16 protein-coding genes are annotated in these 17,259 nt (G+C 62.6%); 9 read left to right on the top strand and 7 right to left on the bottom strand.

What is annotated here, in order from left to right; all coding sequences use genetic code 11:
• Positions 1 to 26: 26 nt before the first annotated feature.
• On the bottom strand, positions 27 to 350 hold the full coding sequence (locus OSA81_05085) for a hypothetical protein (protein MDE0898373.1): 324 nt from the start codon (positions 348 to 350) through the stop codon (positions 27 to 29).
• 24 nt (positions 351 to 374) lie between these two features.
• Positions 375 to 923, bottom strand: coding sequence for a hypothetical protein (locus OSA81_05080; protein MDE0898372.1), 549 nt, complete (start codon positions 921 to 923; stop codon positions 375 to 377).
• Positions 924 to 1,322: 399 nt separating this feature from the next.
• Here OSA81_05080 and OSA81_05075 point away from each other — a divergent pair, with 399 nt between their 5' ends.
• The gene (locus tag OSA81_05075; GenBank protein MDE0898371.1) at positions 1,323 to 1,448 is read left to right on the top strand and encodes a hypothetical protein; all 126 of its coding nucleotides are present in this window, start codon (positions 1,323 to 1,325) and stop codon (positions 1,446 to 1,448) included.
• 7 nt (positions 1,449 to 1,455) lie between these two features.
• Here OSA81_05075 and OSA81_05070 read toward each other — a convergent pair whose 3' ends face one another.
• A complete protein-coding gene (locus OSA81_05070) occupies positions 1,456 to 1,980 on the bottom strand; it encodes a hypothetical protein (GenBank protein ID MDE0898370.1) in 525 nt (174 codons plus the stop codon).
• 107 nt (positions 1,981 to 2,087) lie between these two features.
• Between OSA81_05070 and OSA81_05065 the strand changes: the two genes are divergently transcribed.
• On the top strand, positions 2,088 to 2,486 hold the full coding sequence (locus tag OSA81_05065; GenBank protein MDE0898369.1) for a DoxX family protein: 399 nt from the start codon (positions 2,088 to 2,090) through the stop codon (positions 2,484 to 2,486).
• 46 nt (positions 2,487 to 2,532) lie between these two features.
• Here OSA81_05065 and OSA81_05060 read toward each other — a convergent pair whose 3' ends face one another.
• The 3 genes from OSA81_05060 to OSA81_05050 form a co-directional block, all read right to left on the bottom strand.
• Positions 2,533 to 3,525 (bottom strand): aldolase/citrate lyase family protein, encoded by a 993-nt coding sequence (locus OSA81_05060; protein ID MDE0898368.1) that lies wholly within the window; start codon positions 3,523 to 3,525, stop codon positions 2,533 to 2,535.
• Positions 3,526 to 3,791: 266 nt separating this feature from the next.
• On the bottom strand, positions 3,792 to 4,025 hold the full coding sequence (locus OSA81_05055) for a hypothetical protein (protein MDE0898367.1): 234 nt from the start codon (positions 4,023 to 4,025) through the stop codon (positions 3,792 to 3,794).
• A gap of 44 nt (positions 4,026 to 4,069) precedes the next feature.
• Positions 4,070 to 6,163 carry an aconitase family protein gene (locus OSA81_05050; GenBank protein MDE0898366.1) on the bottom strand — a complete coding sequence of 698 codons (2,094 nt, stop codon included), beginning with the start codon at positions 6,161 to 6,163 and terminating at the stop codon, positions 4,070 to 4,072.
• Positions 6,164 to 6,307: 144 nt separating this feature from the next.
• Here OSA81_05050 and OSA81_05045 point away from each other — a divergent pair, with 144 nt between their 5' ends.
• Complete coding sequence (locus OSA81_05045) at positions 6,308 to 6,838, top strand: hypothetical protein (GenBank protein ID MDE0898365.1); 531 nt, start codon at positions 6,308 to 6,310, stop codon at positions 6,836 to 6,838.
• A 151-nt stretch (positions 6,839 to 6,989) separates the two neighbouring features.
• On the opposite strand, the gene OSA81_05040 is transcribed toward OSA81_05045, so the two are convergent.
• Positions 6,990 to 8,408: a sodium-dependent transporter gene (locus OSA81_05040; GenBank protein MDE0898364.1), complete on the bottom strand. Its 1,419-nt coding sequence runs from the start codon at positions 8,406 to 8,408 to the stop codon at positions 6,990 to 6,992.
• Positions 8,409 to 8,523: 115 nt separating this feature from the next.
• On the opposite strand from OSA81_05040, the gene OSA81_05035 reads away from it, so the two are divergent.
• From OSA81_05035 to OSA81_05010, 6 genes are all read left to right on the top strand, one after another.
• Positions 8,524 to 9,546 carry a BMP family protein gene (locus tag OSA81_05035; GenBank protein ID MDE0898363.1) on the top strand — a complete coding sequence of 341 codons (1,023 nt, stop codon included), beginning with the start codon at positions 8,524 to 8,526 and terminating at the stop codon, positions 9,544 to 9,546.
• Positions 9,543 to 11,015, top strand: a complete 1,473-nt coding sequence (locus OSA81_05030; GenBank protein ID MDE0898362.1) for an ATP-binding cassette domain-containing protein — start codon at positions 9,543 to 9,545, stop codon at positions 11,013 to 11,015. The genes OSA81_05035 and OSA81_05030 overlap by 4 nt, the downstream gene beginning before the upstream one ends.
• Positions 11,008 to 12,066 (top strand): ABC transporter permease, encoded by a 1,059-nt coding sequence (locus OSA81_05025; protein ID MDE0898361.1) that lies wholly within the window; start codon positions 11,008 to 11,010, stop codon positions 12,064 to 12,066. Before OSA81_05030 ends, OSA81_05025 begins: the two co-directional genes overlap by 8 nt.
• A complete protein-coding gene (locus OSA81_05020) occupies positions 12,063 to 12,986 on the top strand; it encodes an ABC transporter permease (protein MDE0898360.1) in 924 nt (307 codons plus the stop codon). The genes OSA81_05025 and OSA81_05020 overlap by 4 nt, the downstream gene beginning before the upstream one ends.
• 127 nt (positions 12,987 to 13,113) lie before the next feature.
• Entirely contained in the window at positions 13,114 to 15,795 is a 2,682-nt protein-coding gene (locus OSA81_05015) for a PIG-L family deacetylase (GenBank protein ID MDE0898359.1), read from the top strand.
• Complete coding sequence (locus OSA81_05010; protein MDE0898358.1) at positions 15,768 to 16,856, top strand: substrate-binding domain-containing protein; 1,089 nt, start codon at positions 15,768 to 15,770, stop codon at positions 16,854 to 16,856. Before OSA81_05015 ends, OSA81_05010 begins: the two co-directional genes overlap by 28 nt.
• The last annotated feature ends 403 nt before the right edge of the window (positions 16,857 to 17,259 follow it).

Raw genomic sequence — 17,259 nt, 5'->3', positions numbered from 1 at the left:
GCGACCCAGACGTGATCACTCACGATCTAGCCTTTGAGCATTCCACCTGCGACGAACACCTGTCCGCCGGCCAGGCCCACGTTGCGATGATCCATGGTTGCGACCGGCAGCGGCGGTAGCTCGCCCCACAGATCGAGGTCCGGGGCGTAGGTGAGAATCTGACGGATCGGCTCGGAGGGCACCCCGTCGTATCCGATTCCGCTGTAGTTGTAGGGATTGTCCGTCCCTCCGACGAAGGTGGCGTAGTCACCGATGGCGCCGGACGCTGCGCGGTAGAGTGGTGGCCCCGGATGAGGAGAGATCAGGGCCCAGGACACATCGGTGAGATCGTCGGCGGGGAGTCTCCCCACCCAGGAGGCCGTGTCGATGACGAATCAGGGACGGGTCTCCACGATCGCTCCCGTATGGCCGAATACCGGACGTCCTGGTATCGGTGAGCCGGCCTGCCATGAGTCCGATGCCGGGTTGTAAAACTGAACGTCGGTGATGTTATCCGTGTCGTGCCATCCGGAGACCAGGGCGATCTCTTCTCCTTGCCATACACCCGACGCGGCATCGTCGGTGGGGACGGGGATATCCGCTCCACGGCTCCACGCATCGCTCGACGGGTCGTAGATCGCCACGTCCGAGAGAGATCGCTCTCCCCCGTCTTCGGCCACCGTGTAGCCGCCGATGACGTAGATCCGGCCGTCCACGACTTGGGCCGTGGCGGCCAGACGACCGGGGCCGGGGACCGGATCAATGGCGGCCCACTGATCGACTCCGACGTCCCACCGATACGCTGCGTTGGTTACGCCGCTCCAGACCTTTGTCGAGTCCAGCCCGAGGAAGGAGAAGACCGAAATCTTCCCATCAATCTCGATGGCGGCCACCGTGTTGTTGGTGATCGGCTGGGGGAGCCGAGGCCCCTTGCGCCAAATCACCTCGGGGGCGTCAGTGTCACCGTACGCGGTCTGGTCGGCCGTAACGCCGCAACCAGAGTCGCACAGAGTGCGAGGACGATCGCATAGCGCGCGCCGAGGGTTTCGTGTGGATTCATTGGGGACTGGACGAAATGAACGAGCCCTGTCCGTCGTCAGGATGGAGGCGTGTGGAGTAGCACTGAAGAACGATGGTCCTGGACCGAGCGCGGCAACAGATGTGATGGCCGCGGGGCATGAAGCCAAGAAATGTGATGGTTCGCCTCACGCTTCGGTCGGTCGCGGCATCCGGATGGCCAGAGCCGATCGATCGATGGTGGTCCCGCCCGTGAGGTCACAGTTGCAAACATCGAAGCGCTCTTTGACGCCGCGTTCGATGTTCAGCGACGAGAGCAGGCTCTCGTGTATCAGAGTGAGGCGTTCTTCAAGCGAGGCTATGGCTACGCCGCCCGGGGGTCCCTCATGCCCGCTCTCGCCGCCGAGGCGCTACTGCCAGATCCGCGTTTCTCGAACCCGTTCGCGAATTAGAGCTGCGCTAGGAGCAGCCCTCGATCCACCCCACGGAGGGCAGAAGGCCGGCACGGTATCCTGTCACCTGGGTCTGGTCCGTCTCGAAGACAAGGCGAATCTCAGGGCCGTCTTCAGGAGGGGCTGAGACCGTGAGGTAAAACCCTTCCACGTACTCGTGCTCGGTCTGGATCGCGTCCGGGTAGGCGGCCATGACCGTCTCGATCGGGTCTCCGACGCCCACGCCTTCACGGGTGAGGAGGCCCGGTTCCTCAATGTCGACACGAACGACCTGTTCGCCCCCGATCATGACATACACTTCCTGGACGCCGATGGTGAGTGGCACCATGGCGCAGAAATCCTCGGCGCGGGATCCGGGTGCCATGATGGGATATCCGATCGCTCGCTCTAGCGACGGAACATCCATGCCGTACTCGACTGGACCTGTCTGATGCCACTCGACGATGAGTGGGCCAGAGGCACAGGAGGCGGTTGACAGTAGTCCCACGGCGAGGAGTAGTCCTTCCGATCGGGTGCATTTGCGCATCTTCACGTTCTTGCCTCTCCAGCAACGGGGGGTGAGCGTCCAACGATAGCACGGGAGCCTGTGTCTTCAACGGGTATTCCCTTCTGCTTAACTCAACCCGCCAAGAGTAGACTATGAACGCTCTCCTCGAGAAGCTGCGTCCTGTTGCCCAGAACACGTGGAGGATCGTCGTCGGGTTCACTTTCTTCACACACGGCGGCCAGAAGCTGTTCAGTTGGTTTGGCGGGACTGCTGTCGACTACTTCAGCCTGAGGGGCGTGGCGGGGGGCCTCGAGTGCTTTGGTGGTATCGCGATCGTGCTCGGACTTCGTACCCAGTACGTGGCGTTCGTTCTGTCTGGCCAGATGGCCGTGGCCTACTGGTATCAGCATGTCGGCGGCGGCGGACTCTGGCACTGGGAGAACGGTGGCGAGCTTGCAGCCGTCTACTGCATGACCTTCCTGGTCATGTCGGTCGTTGGTGGAGGTGACTTCAGCCTCGACGGAGTCATGAAAAAGAGGTCGGACACCTGACCGGCGTCCGACCTCTTTTTCAACTGAGCCAGACGGCCCCCTTCAGCTAACGTCCCGCGAGCGAGCGGCCTATTTCGACGGTCGCGAAGCCGCTGTCACCCCAGCCCATTACGAAGACACTGAAGCCCTGATCCATGCGCATTTCGATGTCGCTGGCGTTGGACGGGAAGCCACAGGGGATGTCGAATTCCTTGCAGGCGGATAGAACCTGCTGAATCGCGTTCTCCCAGCCTTCCTCATCGAGGGTTCGGGTGCCCTCTGCGTCGGTGGTCGAGAACAGCCCACGCAGTGTTCCGGCACCTGGCCAGAGCACGCCGATGCCGGGAACGGCCGCAATCTCCCGTACGTTTGCGAGTCCCTCGTGGCTTTCGACGATGACCCAGCTGATGAGCTCACCCTCGGGGTTCAACGGCCAGAGGTCTGCCTTGGCTCGGTATTCGTCCTCGGTCACACCCCAATATCCAGGCGCCTTTCCTACCCGGTTGGGACGTGTGCCGCCTTGGGATTCGTAGCGCATGGCGTCCAGGCCCATCCGGGCTTCTCCTGCACTTTCGACCTCGACGAACATCACGCCACTGACGCCGGCATCGAGCTCGAGGGCTACGTCTCGCGTGGCCTGAGCCTGATCTGAGATCTTGGCCATTTTCACGATTAAGGGATTCGTACGAGCATTCGCCCCGGCCTCGTGCAGTGCATCCGCGAATGCCGTAAAGGCGGGCAGGGCCTCTTCAACTCCGCGCTCCATACTACCGTCGAAGACATAGTCGCTCATTCCATAAGCGAGTGTCTCTGCGGCTCGCACGCCCGGCTCTTTGACTGGTGGTGGTGCCCCGCCCCGTCCGCGTCCGCCGCCCGGACTGGGTGCGTAGAGTCCGAACACTGGCTGGTCAGCCTCATGTAGCGCTATCACAGGGTTGAGTCGATCGGCGCTCGACATTGCGGCCATCGCTCCACCTTCGCCCGCCTCGTCGTCGCTCGCTGCGCAGCCGGTCCACAGGAAGGCCAGGGCCAGCGCGCCCAATGCGTGTACTCGCTTCATTCTCGTGCTCCTCAATCCCGGTTCAGTCCGCCCAGTAGCGGGGGCAGATCCTAGAACGGGCTCACGAGACCGGCAAGCGGTTGGCGGCTAACTACATGGCAGAGGACTCGTATTGCTCACAGAGACGTTCGAGCCGGTCGTCCGTGATGTCGATCTTGTCAGGACCCATCAATCGGATCGAGCAGCTCGACCTCTATCTTCTTGATGCGTTTGCGCTCTTGCCAGATGCGGAAGATCTGAACGGCCGATCCCAGGCCAACGAACGGCTAGATCAGATCGGGTCCGCCCGCTACGAGCGCGCGAGCAATCGCTGCCGCTGCTGCCGGACCGAAGCCAAAGAGCAGGAGCCAGCCCTCGGCCCACGCCTTCTTGTCGATCGCATCACCACGCTCTCGAAGGAGACTCTGCGGAGCCGTTGCTTCCTCACGTTCAAACTTTTCAATCCCGCCGGCTTGAACAGCGCGAATCTCATCCAGTGACCCAGCGTCGGTGCCCTCCACCCCCGGATCTACTCAGTCCGAAATTGCGCGAGACGAGTGGACCATCAGACGGTTGCGAGCTTCCTAGCTGAGACCGGCTCGATGGTCTGGCCCGGCGTCCAGCTCGTCACGTATCCTGCGACCGCGCTGGCGGCCACGGAGTAGGGCGAACCCAGGTAGAGGTTTCCGGGACCCGATCGTCCCGGGAAATTCCGGTTCTGCGACGAAATCGAGACCTCATCGGGGGAGGTCGTGACGCCGGGGCCGGCAGCGATGCATGCGCCGCACCCGGGCTCGATGAACTCGGCCCCCATCTTCTCGAACAGCGCCATGTAGCCCTGCTCGCGGCAGTACTCGCGAACCTCGATCGACCCACACTGGATGAAGACGTCGACGTCGGCGTGCACGCACAGCCCTTGGGTATCTGCCTCAGCGAAGACTCGAGCGTACATGTCCATGTCCTCCTTCTTTCCCGCGGTGCACGAACCGGCGTACGCGATGTCGATGCGAATGGGCTCGTCACCCAGTTCGTCGATGAAGACACCGTTGCCCGGGTCGTTCGGAAGCGCTGCCATCGGACGAATCAACGATGCGTCGATCTCGATGATCTTCACATATTCGGCGCCCGGATCGGACTGCATTCCTTCGATCAGCTCCATGGCCCTCCTGCGGTCCATCCCCCGCTCATTGACCATGAAGTCCACCGACTTCTCGTCGGCAGCGATGATTCCGGTGAACGCCCCAACCTCAGCCGCCATGTTCGCCATTGTCGCGCGCTCGTCAACACTGAGTGCTTCGACGGCGGGACCCGCGTACTCGATGATCTGTCCAATCGCCTCTCCATCTTTGATGTACGGATGGCGGAGGATCTCGAGCATGAAGTCTTTGGCCGTCACGTTCTCGGCCGGCTCACCGCTGATGACCACCTTGAACGATTCCGGAATCTTCACGCGGACGTCCTTGGTGATCCATGAATTGAAGATCGCCGTCGTTCCAACACCGAACGCGACTGCTCCAATCGCCCCCGCGTGTGGCGTGTGAGAGTCAGTCCCGATGATGAGCATGCCGGGCTCCGCGTACGACTCGAGAATCTTCGAATGGCATATTGCCTGCGATCCGAGCTGCTTGCCCATCTGCTCGCCGTACAGCTTCACGCCCTGCTTCACGGAGAACTCGCGCTGCTTCACCTCAAGCTCGTTCGCGACCTCCAGGAGTCCCTGCTCGATCCGCTCCTGACTCATCACCTTGTCCAGATAGGTCAGGTGGTCGCGGAAGAACAGAATCGAGTCCTTGTCCACAACCTTCGCGTCGATACCGACCTTGTCCTCGAAGAAGATCGAAGCCATCGGTGTCACGTACTCATGGCTGAATCGGATATCGGTTTGGAAGAATCCTGCGTCGCCAGGCTGCACCCACGGCACCCCGGTGTCGCCACTGGTAGCGTCTGTAACGAGGTGCTTGGCGAAGATCTTTTCCGCGAGCGTCATTGGCCGCGTCGTAGCTGCGTCTTCCTGCATCGAGGCCGTGACCGGAATTGTGACCTTCCCTTGAAGGCGCGCCACGTTGAACTCGAACAGACCCCCATACTCGATGATCTGGCGAGTGATCTCATCCTTGCCCTCGGTGAACTCCGACAGCTGGATCTCATCTCCTGCTTTGATCCGATCGATCATGCTGAAGTCGCTGGTCGCGAGCACGCCGAGGTTCTGACAGTTCTCGTTGTAGATGCGCTCGATGCTCTCCGCTATCACGACCTGGATACCCGCGTGCAGCTCTGCGTACGGGCTTGCTTCACGGCTGCTGCCCTTGCCGCGCCGCTTCCCGGCCACGGAGCAGACGAAGCCCCCATTGCGAACGGCATTTCGCTCCACGAGGTACTCGGGGTCACCCGTGGTCTGGTTCGTCGTGCGCAGACCGAGATACGGAAAATCACCCAGTGTCTCATCGTAGAAGAAGCAGATGTAGGCCGGGGTGATCTCGTCGGTGGAGATCTGGTCACGCAGGCGGCTCTTCAACTCTGACGTGAGGTCGATGTCCTGGCGCTCGTACAACTGCGCCTTCACCAACTCGGCGTCGTCGAGGAGGTAGAGGATGCGTCCGTCGAATTTCAGTGTCGTCGAGCGCTTTTCGATGACTCTGTCGAGCAGGTCCTTGATCATGCGTGTTCCGTGATTTGGATCTGATGGGATATGAAAGGTGCCCACCGTCGAAGTCGAAGCAAGTCCCCTGGCAACCGTTCTCCGGACCTCGATCCTCTACACTTGTCTTAGATACAGCGGTAACCTCGAAAACAGAGTGAAGTCGTGGCGAGGAATTATTGTGTGGTGGGGCTGGGCGCGATCGCGATCGCGTGTGGGATGGTGTCGTCGTCGGTTGGCGCTCAGGAGATGATCGATCTGCCAGAACAGGACGGTGCGATGTCGGCGGACTTCGAAGAGGTCTTCCGGATCGGCTCGTTCGACGGGGAAACGTGGGAGACCTTCGGTGAGCGGCCGCGTGTGCAAATGATTACTGCCGGTCCGGGCGGCGGTAGGCAGCAAGTGAGCCAGGACGGGATCAAGCAGATGACGTTCTATCCCGAACTGCCGGTGCTTATGGCTGTCGACGCGAGCTGGAGCGGGAAGATCTGGGTTCAGCGCAGGGGCAAGGAGCCGACGGAGGAGGGTCCGATCGATATCCTGACACCCGCCGGACAGTACGTCGGCACCTTCCCGATGGGTGCGACCGAGATCCCGGCCGCGTTCGGTCCGGATGGACTGGCTGCATACGTCGAGACAGATGACTTCGAGGTGCCGGTCGGCGTGGTGCGACGACTACCTCCGGTCGTGAACTAGACAGCTGCACGCCCAATGGACGGGAGTCGCTGGTTGCTGTTGGTGACGGCGCCCGGGGTGCCCGGTTCGCACGAAGCCCCCGCCCGGATACGTCCGGACGGGGGCTCTTTCGTTTGCGGTCGAGCCCTATGCCAGGCCCCGGCGTCGACGCTTAGCTGAAGTCCACTCCGAAGAAGATGACCGCGACGACGATGACGGAGATTGCCACGGGAGCCACGTAGCGGATGAAGAACCGCCATGCGGAGTAGTTGAACCAGCTCGGTGTCGTCTCGTCCACGAGCTCCGACTCCGATACCTCGCGCGTCAGCACCCAGCCAGCGGCGATCGTGATCGCGAGACCGCCTGTCGGCAGCATCCAGTTGGAAACGAAGTGGTCAGCCATGCCGAACCAGCTCGTCTTACCAGCGAAGAACAGGTCGCCGATTGGCCCGGGCATCGAAAGGTTTGTCGCGAACGACGCGCCGCCGAACGAAAGGGCCGCGAGGATGGTGAACATAAACACCGTGGCACCACACATGAGTGTGGCTTTCTGCCGAGGGATGCCGTGCTCATCAATGACGTACGATGTGACCACCTCCAGGAGCGACATCGTCGACGTCAGCGCGGCGAGGGCCACGAGTACGTAGAAGAGCGGCGCGAGGATGTGCCCGAAGGGAACGACACCTTCCGCGAAGAAGAGCTGTGGCAGCGAGATGAAGAGCATTCCCACAGTACCGGTCTCACTCACTTGATCCTGTAGGCCCGCGGTGAAGATCACCGTGAACATGATGATCGTGGCGACCAGTGCGATCACCGTGTCGAGCAAGACGATGATGGCGGATGCCTTCACGATCGACTGGTGCTTGGCCATGTAAGACCCGTAGGTGATCATCGCCCCCATGCCGAGTGACAGCGTGAAGAACGCGTGGCCGAGAGCTTCGAGGATACTCCCGCGATCAAGCTCACCGAAGCTCGGGCGGAAGATGAACGCCATTGCCTCACCGGATCCCTCCATTGCGAAGGACGTGAAGAGGAGGAGCAGCAGGATTGCGAACAGAACTGGCAGGAAGAGCCGCGCGATCTTCTCGATGCCCTTCTGAACTCCGAAATAGACGACTGAAACCGTAGCGATGCTGAAGGCCAGCGACAGGCCCAGCTGGAGCCCACCATTCGCAGACTGCTCAGTGAATACCTGCCCGAGTGACGTGCTCTCGGGGAATCCGCCAACCATCCATCCGGCGGTCTTGAAGAAAAAGAACAGTGACCAACCGGCAATGACCGTGTAGTAGCTGAGGAGCGTGAACCCGCAAAGCACGCCCCACAGGCCGACGAATCCCCAGGCCGGTCCGACGGCCTCCTTGAGAGCGCCCACCGCACTTTTCTGGGCGCTCCGGCCGATGAGTAGCTCGGCCATCATGATCGGCAGGCCTACCGCGGCAATGCAGAGCAGATAGACTAGTACAAAGGCCCCGCCGTTGTTCTCCCAAGTAATGAATGGGAACTTCCACAGGTTGCCGAGGCCAATGGCGCTTCCCGTTGCTGCGAGAATGAAGCCGGCGTTTGAGGTCCAGTTGCCGCGCTGCTCTGACATGCTGTCTCCGAAGTGGGGTTAGGCGACGACCTTGGAGTGGGCTCGCCTTGGCGGGGATTCGGCCCGAACATACCAAGCGCTTTGAACGTCCGACAAGAAGAGAGTTACTTCAACCATGCCCCAGTTCCCTGCCTCCATAGCTGTTGGGCTGTTACTCGCGACCGTCGCGTGTGGTGGCGAGAACACCCCTGACGGCCAATGGCCCCTTCGCGCCGCGCTCCTCACGTCCGGTCCGGTAAGTGATGCCGGGTGGTACGCAGGGGCCTATGACGGGCTGCTGCTCATCGAGGAAATGCTAGGGGCGCAAGTCAGTCATCAGCAGACGGCGACCCCTGCGGAGTTCGACGAGGCATTTATAGCGTATGCGGAGTCAGGATACGATCTGATTTTCGCTCACGGCTTTGAGTACCAGGATGCAGCGATGCGTGCCGGTGAACTCTATCCGAACACGACCTTCATCGTATCGGGTGGCGGGCAGATCTCGTCGAACGTCGTGCCCCTCATCTTCCGACTGGAGGAGGGGACGTACCTCGCTGGCATGGCGGCAGCTTCGACGACGGAGAGCGGCATCATAGGGATGGTCGGCGCGCTCGCGATTCCGCCTGTTCAGGGAACGTTCCGGGCTTTCGAGGCCGGCGCTCGATCTGTGAGGCCCGACGTTGAAATTCTCGAATCGTTCACCGGAGACTGGGACGACGTGGCCGCCGCCAAGGAAGCTGCCGTTGCACAGCTGAGTCGCGGGGCGGATGTCCTCATCCACAACCTCGACGCGGGTTCGTTCGCGATTTTCCAGGCAGTGCGCGAAGCGGTAGCCGAGGGCCGCACTGTCTGGGCACTCGGCATGAACAGTGACCAGAACGCTGTTGCGCCTGACGTGATTCTCGGGAGTGCGGTCATTCGTATTCCCCAGGCGTTTCTGGAAACCGCCCGGCTATGGCAGGCCGGCGAGGTCCGGGGCGTTGCCATCTATGCGGGAGCAAACAATCGGGTCATCGACTTTGTCGTGAACCCGGAGCTGGCCGATCGTTTCGGCCCGGGCGTACTCGAGCGAATCGCCGATGCGCGCAACCGCATAGAGTCAGGCGATCTGGAAGTGCCGCGAATCGCGTTCGTCGAGGGCGAGGCCGGAGTGCGGTGACGGACACGCTGGCCCGGCTCAGCGGTATCGAGCGGCGGTTCGGGTCGGTTGCAGCCCTGGCCGGCGCGAGTCTGGAGATCGCACCCGCTGAGATCCACGGGGTGTTGGGCGCGAACGGTGCGGGGAAGTCGACGCTCTTGCACATCCTCGGCGGGATGATTCAGCCTGACGCGGGTGAGATAGAGATTCAGGGCCAGTCGGTCATGCTTCGCACCCCGCGAGATGCTTGGGGGCACGGCATCGCGCTCGTCCATCAGCATTTCACGCTCGTTCCTGCGCTGAGCGGTCTGGAGAACCTAGCGCTAGGTTCTGGGACGCCGGTCACAGTCGGCAATGCGGTTGCCGAGATCATGGAACGTACCGGTCTGCGGGTGCCACTGGATGAGCCAGTGAGCAGCCTCGGAATCGGAGATCGACAGCGCCTGGAGATCCTCAAGGCGCTCCTTCGTGAGCCGACCATCCTTGTGCTCGATGAACCCACGGCGGTGCTGTCGCCAGCCGAGGTCCAAGGACTGTTTGCGCTCCTTCGAACGATGGCTGCTGAGGGGTGTGCGGTCGTTCTGGTAGCGCACAAGCTGCGCGAAGTGCTTGGTGTTGCTGATCGGATTACCGTGCTTCGAGATGGGCGGACGGTCGCCACGGATCGAGCGGACGCTTTCGACGAGCCGAGCCTGGTCCGGGCGATGGTTGGCGGCGAGGTCGAGGTGCCGGCACCTCAGCCGAACGGTGCAAGTGGCGAACATCTCCCAAAGGAAGAGCGGACGATTGTCGGATCTTTGACGGACGTCCGGGTCTTGATCGATGGCGTCACACGTCTCGACAGCGTCTCGATGACGATGCGCCGCGGCGAGATCCTCGGGGTCGCCGGGATCGAAGGGAACGGACAGCGTGAGCTCGCACTCGTGCTGGCAGGCCGGCAGGGCCCCGACGGCGGTAGTGCTCGACTTCCTTCCGGCATTGGATTCGTGCCGCAGGACCGTTCGAGAGAGGGTCTTATCCCATCGTTTGATCTCGTAGAGAATGTCGCACTGGCCCTTCATCAGTCGGATGAGTACCTGGACGGCCCGTGGATGCGTTGGGACGAAATTCGCGGCGAAGCTGACCGCATCGTTCAACTCCACGGAGTCGTGACGACGTCTACACGAACCCTTGCTGGGGCGTTGTCCGGCGGGAACCAGCAACGTGTCGTGGTGGGGCGGGAGGTGGCTATGGCAACCGACCTCCTCGTGGCAGAGAACCCCACACGGGGACTGGATATCGTGTCTGCGACTTTCGTGCACGCCGAACTCAGGCGCCTCGCCTCAGTCGGCGTCTCGATCGTCCTGATCAGTACGGACCTGGACGAGGTGCTCGATGTGTCGACGAGCGTCTACGCGATGTCTCGGGGTGTGCTACGCGAAGTGCCCGGCAATCAGCGAACCCGAACGGGCGTGGGTGCGTTGATGCTCTCCGGTCCAGCAGATGAGTGACGAGGCCGGCTCGCGGTCGAGGGCATGGGAGCCTGTTCTTATTGCGGCAGGTGCGGTTGCACTTACCGCAGTAGTTGGGTCGATCCTCCTCCTAGCAGGGGGGCATAGCCCAGTCGAGGCAGCAGCAGCCTTGGTGAACGGCTCGGTTGGGAGCTGGAGGACGTTTGTCTCCATCACTCTGGTGAGAGCAGTGCCTCTCACGTTCACCGGCCTCGCCGTGGCGCTCGCGTTCCGCGCAGGGGTCTGGAACATCGGAGCGGAAGGCCAGTTGTACGCGGGCGCGATCTGTGCGGTGGCCGCAGGATTGTCGTTGGCATGGATGCCGGGCCTTGTGTTGGTGCCCATCGTACTGGGTGCGTCGGCCTTCGGCGGCGCGGTCTGGGCAGCAGTGCCGACCGTCATGCGAGTACGATTCGGAGTAGGCGAGGTCATTACCACTCTTCTGATGAACTACGTCGGCATCCACCTTGCTGGGTATATGGTGCACGGCCCATTGCAGGAGGCGCGGGGAGTGTTCCCTCAGTCCGAGGCGATCCCCGCCGCTGCGCGCCTTCCCTCGCTTCTGCCCGGTACACGACTCCACCTCGGCTTCGCTGTGGCGGTGATCCTCGCGATCGCGATGGCGATCCTGATGCGCAGGTCCCGTCTCGGCTTTCAGATCCGAGCTCTCGGGGCATCTCCGGAGGTCGCCAGGGTGTCAGGCCGCATTCGCACGACGCGCGTCCTCGCGATCACTTTTCTCGCTTCCGGCGCGATCGCCGGACTCGCGGGTGGTGTGCAGGTCTCCGGGGTCACATACACGCTGCTCGAGAGCTTCTCTCCGGGCTGGGGCTATACCGCCATTGCCGTTGCGCTATTGGCAGGACTCGACCCGATCGGCGTGATCGTCACAGGAGTGCTGTTCGGCGCCATGCAGGCGGGCGCCGGCGCTATGCAGCGCGATGCTGGTATCCCACAGGTCTGGGTAGGTGTCGTCGAGGCGCTGGTGATCCTCGCAGTGCTGGGTCTCGATCGGGTCCGGCGCGCCCGCCTGACGGAGCGCGCTCCGTGAGCCAGATCGAAATGGTCTTCTTTCTCGAGGCATCGGTTCGCCTGGGGATCCCGCTCGCTCTGGCCGCACTCGGCGAGACCATTACTCAACGCAGTGGTGTGATCAACATCGGGCTGGAGGGCTCCATCATCGCGGGCGCCCTCGGTGGCGCGATGGGCGCCCTGGCGTTCGAGAGCGCAGGCGTGGGCGTTGTCGCGGGCGCACTAGCTGGTCTCGCGGTCGCGTTAGTCTTCGCGGCCTTCGCAGTAGGCCTTGGAGTAGATCAGATCATCACCGGGACCGCAGTGACGATCGGAGGTCTCGGCCTCACGGGCGCGATCTATCAGGCAAGCTTCGGCGTAACGGGCACCGCACTGTCTCTGCCGACACTTGCCCCGCTCGATATCCCGTTGCTCTCTCAGATTCCGGTGATTGGCTCGCCGCTGTTCGGGCAAGCGCCGACGGCATATCTGGCGTACCTGCTTGCGCCGGCGCTCTGGTATTTCCTTTACCGCACTGCTCCAGGCTTGGAGTTGAGAGCGGTGGGAGAGGCGCCCGACGCCGCACAGGCTGCGGGGGTGCGGGTTTTGCGTGTTCGATTCCTGGCCACGCTCTTCGGTGGGGCGTTGGCCGGGATCGCAGGAGCTCACCTGTCCCTCGCGCATGCGGGCACGTTTGCGGAGGGGATGAGCGCCGGGAAGGGGTTCATCGCGATCGCGGTGGTGGCTCTTGGCCGTTGGAATCCAGCGCTGGTGCTCTTTGCGGCTCTCTTTTTTGGAGGCACCTCGGCGTTGCAGTTCTTTCTTCAGGCTCTGGGCCTCGACGTGCCGTACCAGCTGTTCCTCGCATTTCCTTATGTCTTGACCCTTGCGGCCCTCGCCGGGTGGATGGGAAGCTCTCGTGCGCCGGCTTCGCTCGCCCTGCCGTGGGAGCGAAAATAGGGCGGCTGCCCGAGCAGTTGCTCTCCACTGGGTGTCTCCATAATCAGGAATGCCGTCCTATCTTTCTGCCTGATCGCCGGCTGTCTGCTGGTGATCCCGGTTGGACTGAGTCGTTTGTGGGGAGTGCATGATGCAGTGGATCGATAGATGTCGTCTTCGTACGGCCACCTTTGGAGTTGTGGTCGCGGTCATCCTGGCCCCGTCGCCTGTGCGTGGGCAGCGCCTGGAGGGGACGGGAACGGTCGCAACAGGACTGCTGCTTCGTCAGATGGATGGTGTGAAGCGCGTTCTCATGGTCGGAGCGCATCCGGACGACGAAGACACGAGCCTTCTCACGACGCTCGCACGTGGTTGGGGCTCCGAGACCGCGTACCTGGCCCTCACCCGGGGAGATGGTGGACAGAATCTGATCGGCCCCGAACTTTGGGAGGGTCTCGGCATCGTGCGTACGGGGGAGCTTATGGCGGCGCGTGAGCGCGACGGTAGCCGACAGTTCTTCACCCGTGCCTTCGACTACGGCTATTCGAAGAGCGCGGACGAGGCGTTCTCGATGTGGCCGCGTGAAGAACTGCTCAAGGAGGTCGTCTGGGTGGTTCGTCAGTACCGCCCTCAGGTCATCGTTTCCGTCTTCAGCGGAACCCCAGCCGATGGACATGGGCAGCATCAGGCTGCAGGCATCATGGCCCGCGAGGCGTTCGCTGCCGCGGGAGATCCCTCCCGTTTCCCCGAGCAACTCTCGCTCGGTGTCGAAGCGTGGAAGCCGCAGAAGCTCTATCAGACGTCTCGCAGAAGGTTCTTCCCCGGTGCTGCCGACACCGACGACGGCTCCATCGACGTCCAGACCGGTGTCCTCGATCCGCTGCTTGGTCGTTCGCTCTTGCAGCTGTCGATGGAGAGCCGGAGTCAGCATCGGTCACAAGACATGGGAGCTGCTCAGCCCGCTGGACCTCGCCTGACTGGCGTGATCCTCGTCGAGAGTCGCGTCGAGGATGAGGGCCAAGAGATCTTCTCGGGCGTGGACACCACCTTGGTGGGTCTCACCGCCGGCTTGACCGGGGATGCCCGCGAAGAAGCGCGTCGGCATCTAGAGATGTACCGCACCTCGGTCCAGGCCGCGAAGGACGGGTTCGGCCTCGACCCAGAGGCGATCGCGCCGCACTTGATGGAGGCTATGACTCACCTCGGAATGGCGCGTGCAGCAGCAGGGCCTGATGCTGACGTCGAATTCGAACAGGCGACCGCAGCCAAGGGCGCCGTCGTCCAGCGAGCGATCACGGCCGCCACGGGAGTGTCGTTCGAACTGCGGTCCCAGGATGACCTCTTGGTGCCGGGACAGACCGTGGGTGTACGTGCGCAGCTATGGAACGGCGGTGGGTACACACTCGCGGCGCCAGAGCTGGAGCTAGAGATGCCCGAGGGGTGGACCGCCGAGGTCGTAGAGAATGAGGGCCTCTCTGCGGTGGGTACCTTGGAACCAGGTGGCATCGCGACCTGGGTCTATCAGGTGCAGGTGCCAGCCGAGGCCAACCTCTCTCGACTCTACTATCTGCGGGAAGCACGCGACGGAGCACGCTACCTGTGGCCGGACGAACCAGATCTCTGGGGTCTGCCGCGCGATCCGGCGCTCGTTCATGCTCATGCGACCTTCGACTATGGGGCTCTGGCCGGCGTGACCGCGCCTTCGGGCCGGACTAGCATGGAGGCGGACTGGCGTTTCGTGGGAGTTGATCCTGCTTTTGGCGAATTCGAGAAGCCGGTTCTGGTCGTTCCAGAGGTGTCGGTGAACGTCTCTCCGGCCGGAGTTACCTGGCCTCAGAGCCGCACTGGCTCCAGGTCGGTTTCAGTCGTCGTGCGGTCAGAGTCGGATCAGGGAAGTACGGGGGCTGTCACGATGGCGGCGCCCGCCGGATGGACGGTGTCGCCCGCGTCACTGCCTTTCGACCTTGGCGAGGCTGGGGCCGAGCGGCCCATGACCTTCGAGGTTACGCCACCGAGAACGCTGGCTCCCGGGAAGCACGCCTTCCAGGTCACGGCGACCACGACCGGGGGCAACACCTTCGATGAGGGCTACTCGCTGGTCGACTACGACCACATCGAGCGTGCGGCCCTCTTCACTCCTGCGGTAGCGACCATATCCGTCGTTCCTGTGGCGGTCGCAGGGGGCCTTCGCGTCGGGTACATCATGGGTTCGGGTGATGACGGACCGGAGGCGATCCGGCAGATGGGCGCGCCGGTTGAGCTGCTTGACGAGACAAGCGTTCGTGATGGAGCGTTCGCTGAGTTCACGACCATCGTGCTCGGTGTCCGGGCGTATGAGACGAGGCCTGACCTTCAGGCTGCCGCGGGTGAGTTGCTCGAGTTCGCACGCGAGGGCGGCACGGTCGTCGTCCAGTACAACCGTGGCTCCCTCGGGAGCCTGGCTCCCTATGATCTGCAGGTGGGTCGGGGCTCACCGAGGGTTGCCGACGAGACCGCGCCGGTTCGGATGATCGATGCGGACGCGCCGCTCTTTACCTCTCCGAACCGGATCACACCGGCCGACTTCGAGGGCTGGGTGCAGGAGCGGGGGCTTTACTTCGCGTCGGTGTGGGATGATCGGTACGTACCGCTGCTCGACCTGAACGACGCGGGAGAGGAGCCACGATACGGATCCGTCCTTGTGACTTCTGTTGGCGATGGAGTTTTTGCATACGCCGCTCTTTCCTTTTTCCGACAGTGGGCCGGACAGGTACCGGGCGCCTATCGACTCTTTGCGAATCTGATCTCGCTAGACGCCGCCGAATGGAGCGCGTTCCAGGGGGGGCGGTGAGGCTGTTCGAGGGGCTCCTGGCCCAGGAGATGAGGTCTCGGATCGCGCTGGTGGGTATGGGCGTCGGTTTGTTGATGGCCATGAGCTGTGGGCCGGACGACCGCACGCAGCTCGTGGTGCGCACGACGCTCCCTGACGATCTGCGCGACTTCGTCGAATCGTCTTTCGAGGAGATCTATCCGTATATCGATGTGCGCTTCACCGAGGGTGAGGTGGCTGGCTCGCTTCATGAGCTTCAATTGGCGGCTGACCCTCCCCCCTTCGACGTGTGGTGGGGTGCGCCTGGGGTCGCGCTTGAACGGGCCGCTGACGCCGGTCTGCTCGCGCCGCATCGGCCTCGATGGGTCCGCCAAGCTGGGGTTGGCGAACCCAACGCGGAAGGTCTATGGCAGGTGACGCTCGTGACCCCATTCGTGGTGGCATTCAATCGCGAGGCGATGACCTTGGTGCGGGCCCCAACGGACTGGCTCGACCTGTTTCACCATCGCTGGGTCGACCAGATCTATGTCCTCGACCCCAGCCGGAGTGATGACGGAGCCTACTTCCTTGGCACGATGGTGACCGAGGCCATTCGTGATGAAGGCGACGAGTATATTGGATTCGAGTGGCTCGGCAGGCTCGACAGTCAGGTCGGGCGTTACGTGTCCGAGCCGGCTGACGCCATCCGTGCACTGAAAAGACAGGAAGCGCTGCTGACGATTCTGCCGAGAGTGGAGGTCGAGAAGGCCCGTGCGGCTGGAGACGACTGGCTCCACTACCGTATCCCCGAGACGGGAACACCCATGCTGACCCTTGGTGTGGCGATGGTGCGCGGGACGGGTGCCGCCGCTGCCGCAGCACGATTCATCGAGCATGTCGGCAGTCTGGAGGTTGGGACTGAGGCGAAGCTCGAGACCCGATGGCAGCCTGCGCACGGAAACGTTGATATGACGCGAATTCCCGGGGGCTTTGAAATCGACCAGCGGGGTTCAGCGTTTCCACTCGCGCTGGATACGATCACCGGGAACTTGCAGCGCTGGGTGACTCGATGGAATCTCGAGGTCAGGGGCAGGGGCAAATAGTAGAGCGGCGTTCCCCGGTTCAGAAAGTGGCGGGACTCCTCGTTGAGGCAGGCATGATCGTCTTCGCCGTCATGGTCGCGCTCAGTGTGGAGGAGTGACGCACCGAACAGGTCGTTGCGACCGGCGACCTCGGTGTTTTGGTGAACGATGGCAGCTTCGAGCTGCCTGAGACTTCATCATCTGCCTGGCCGCCGCGCAGTCCAGCGAGGCTGGCCCCTACCTTTACTATGACGGGGTCATTCAGGTCGCACGAGCGTATGAGTCCTACGCCAACGTCAGCCATGACCTGATCTCCGCGATGAATCGAATCATCGCGGCGGGGACCGGACCCAGAAGCTACCGAAGACATCTCCGGTCACTTGGCGATTCTGAACGACCTCCATGGCCAAGTAGCTGAATGGCT

The organism is Longimicrobiales bacterium, from assembly GCA_028823235.1.
GTDB lineage: Bacteria > Gemmatimonadota > Gemmatimonadetes > Longimicrobiales > Gaopeijiaceae > UBA2589.
The sequence above is the reverse complement of the archived record's forward strand: the minus strand, read 5'-3'. Positions and strand labels throughout refer to the sequence as shown.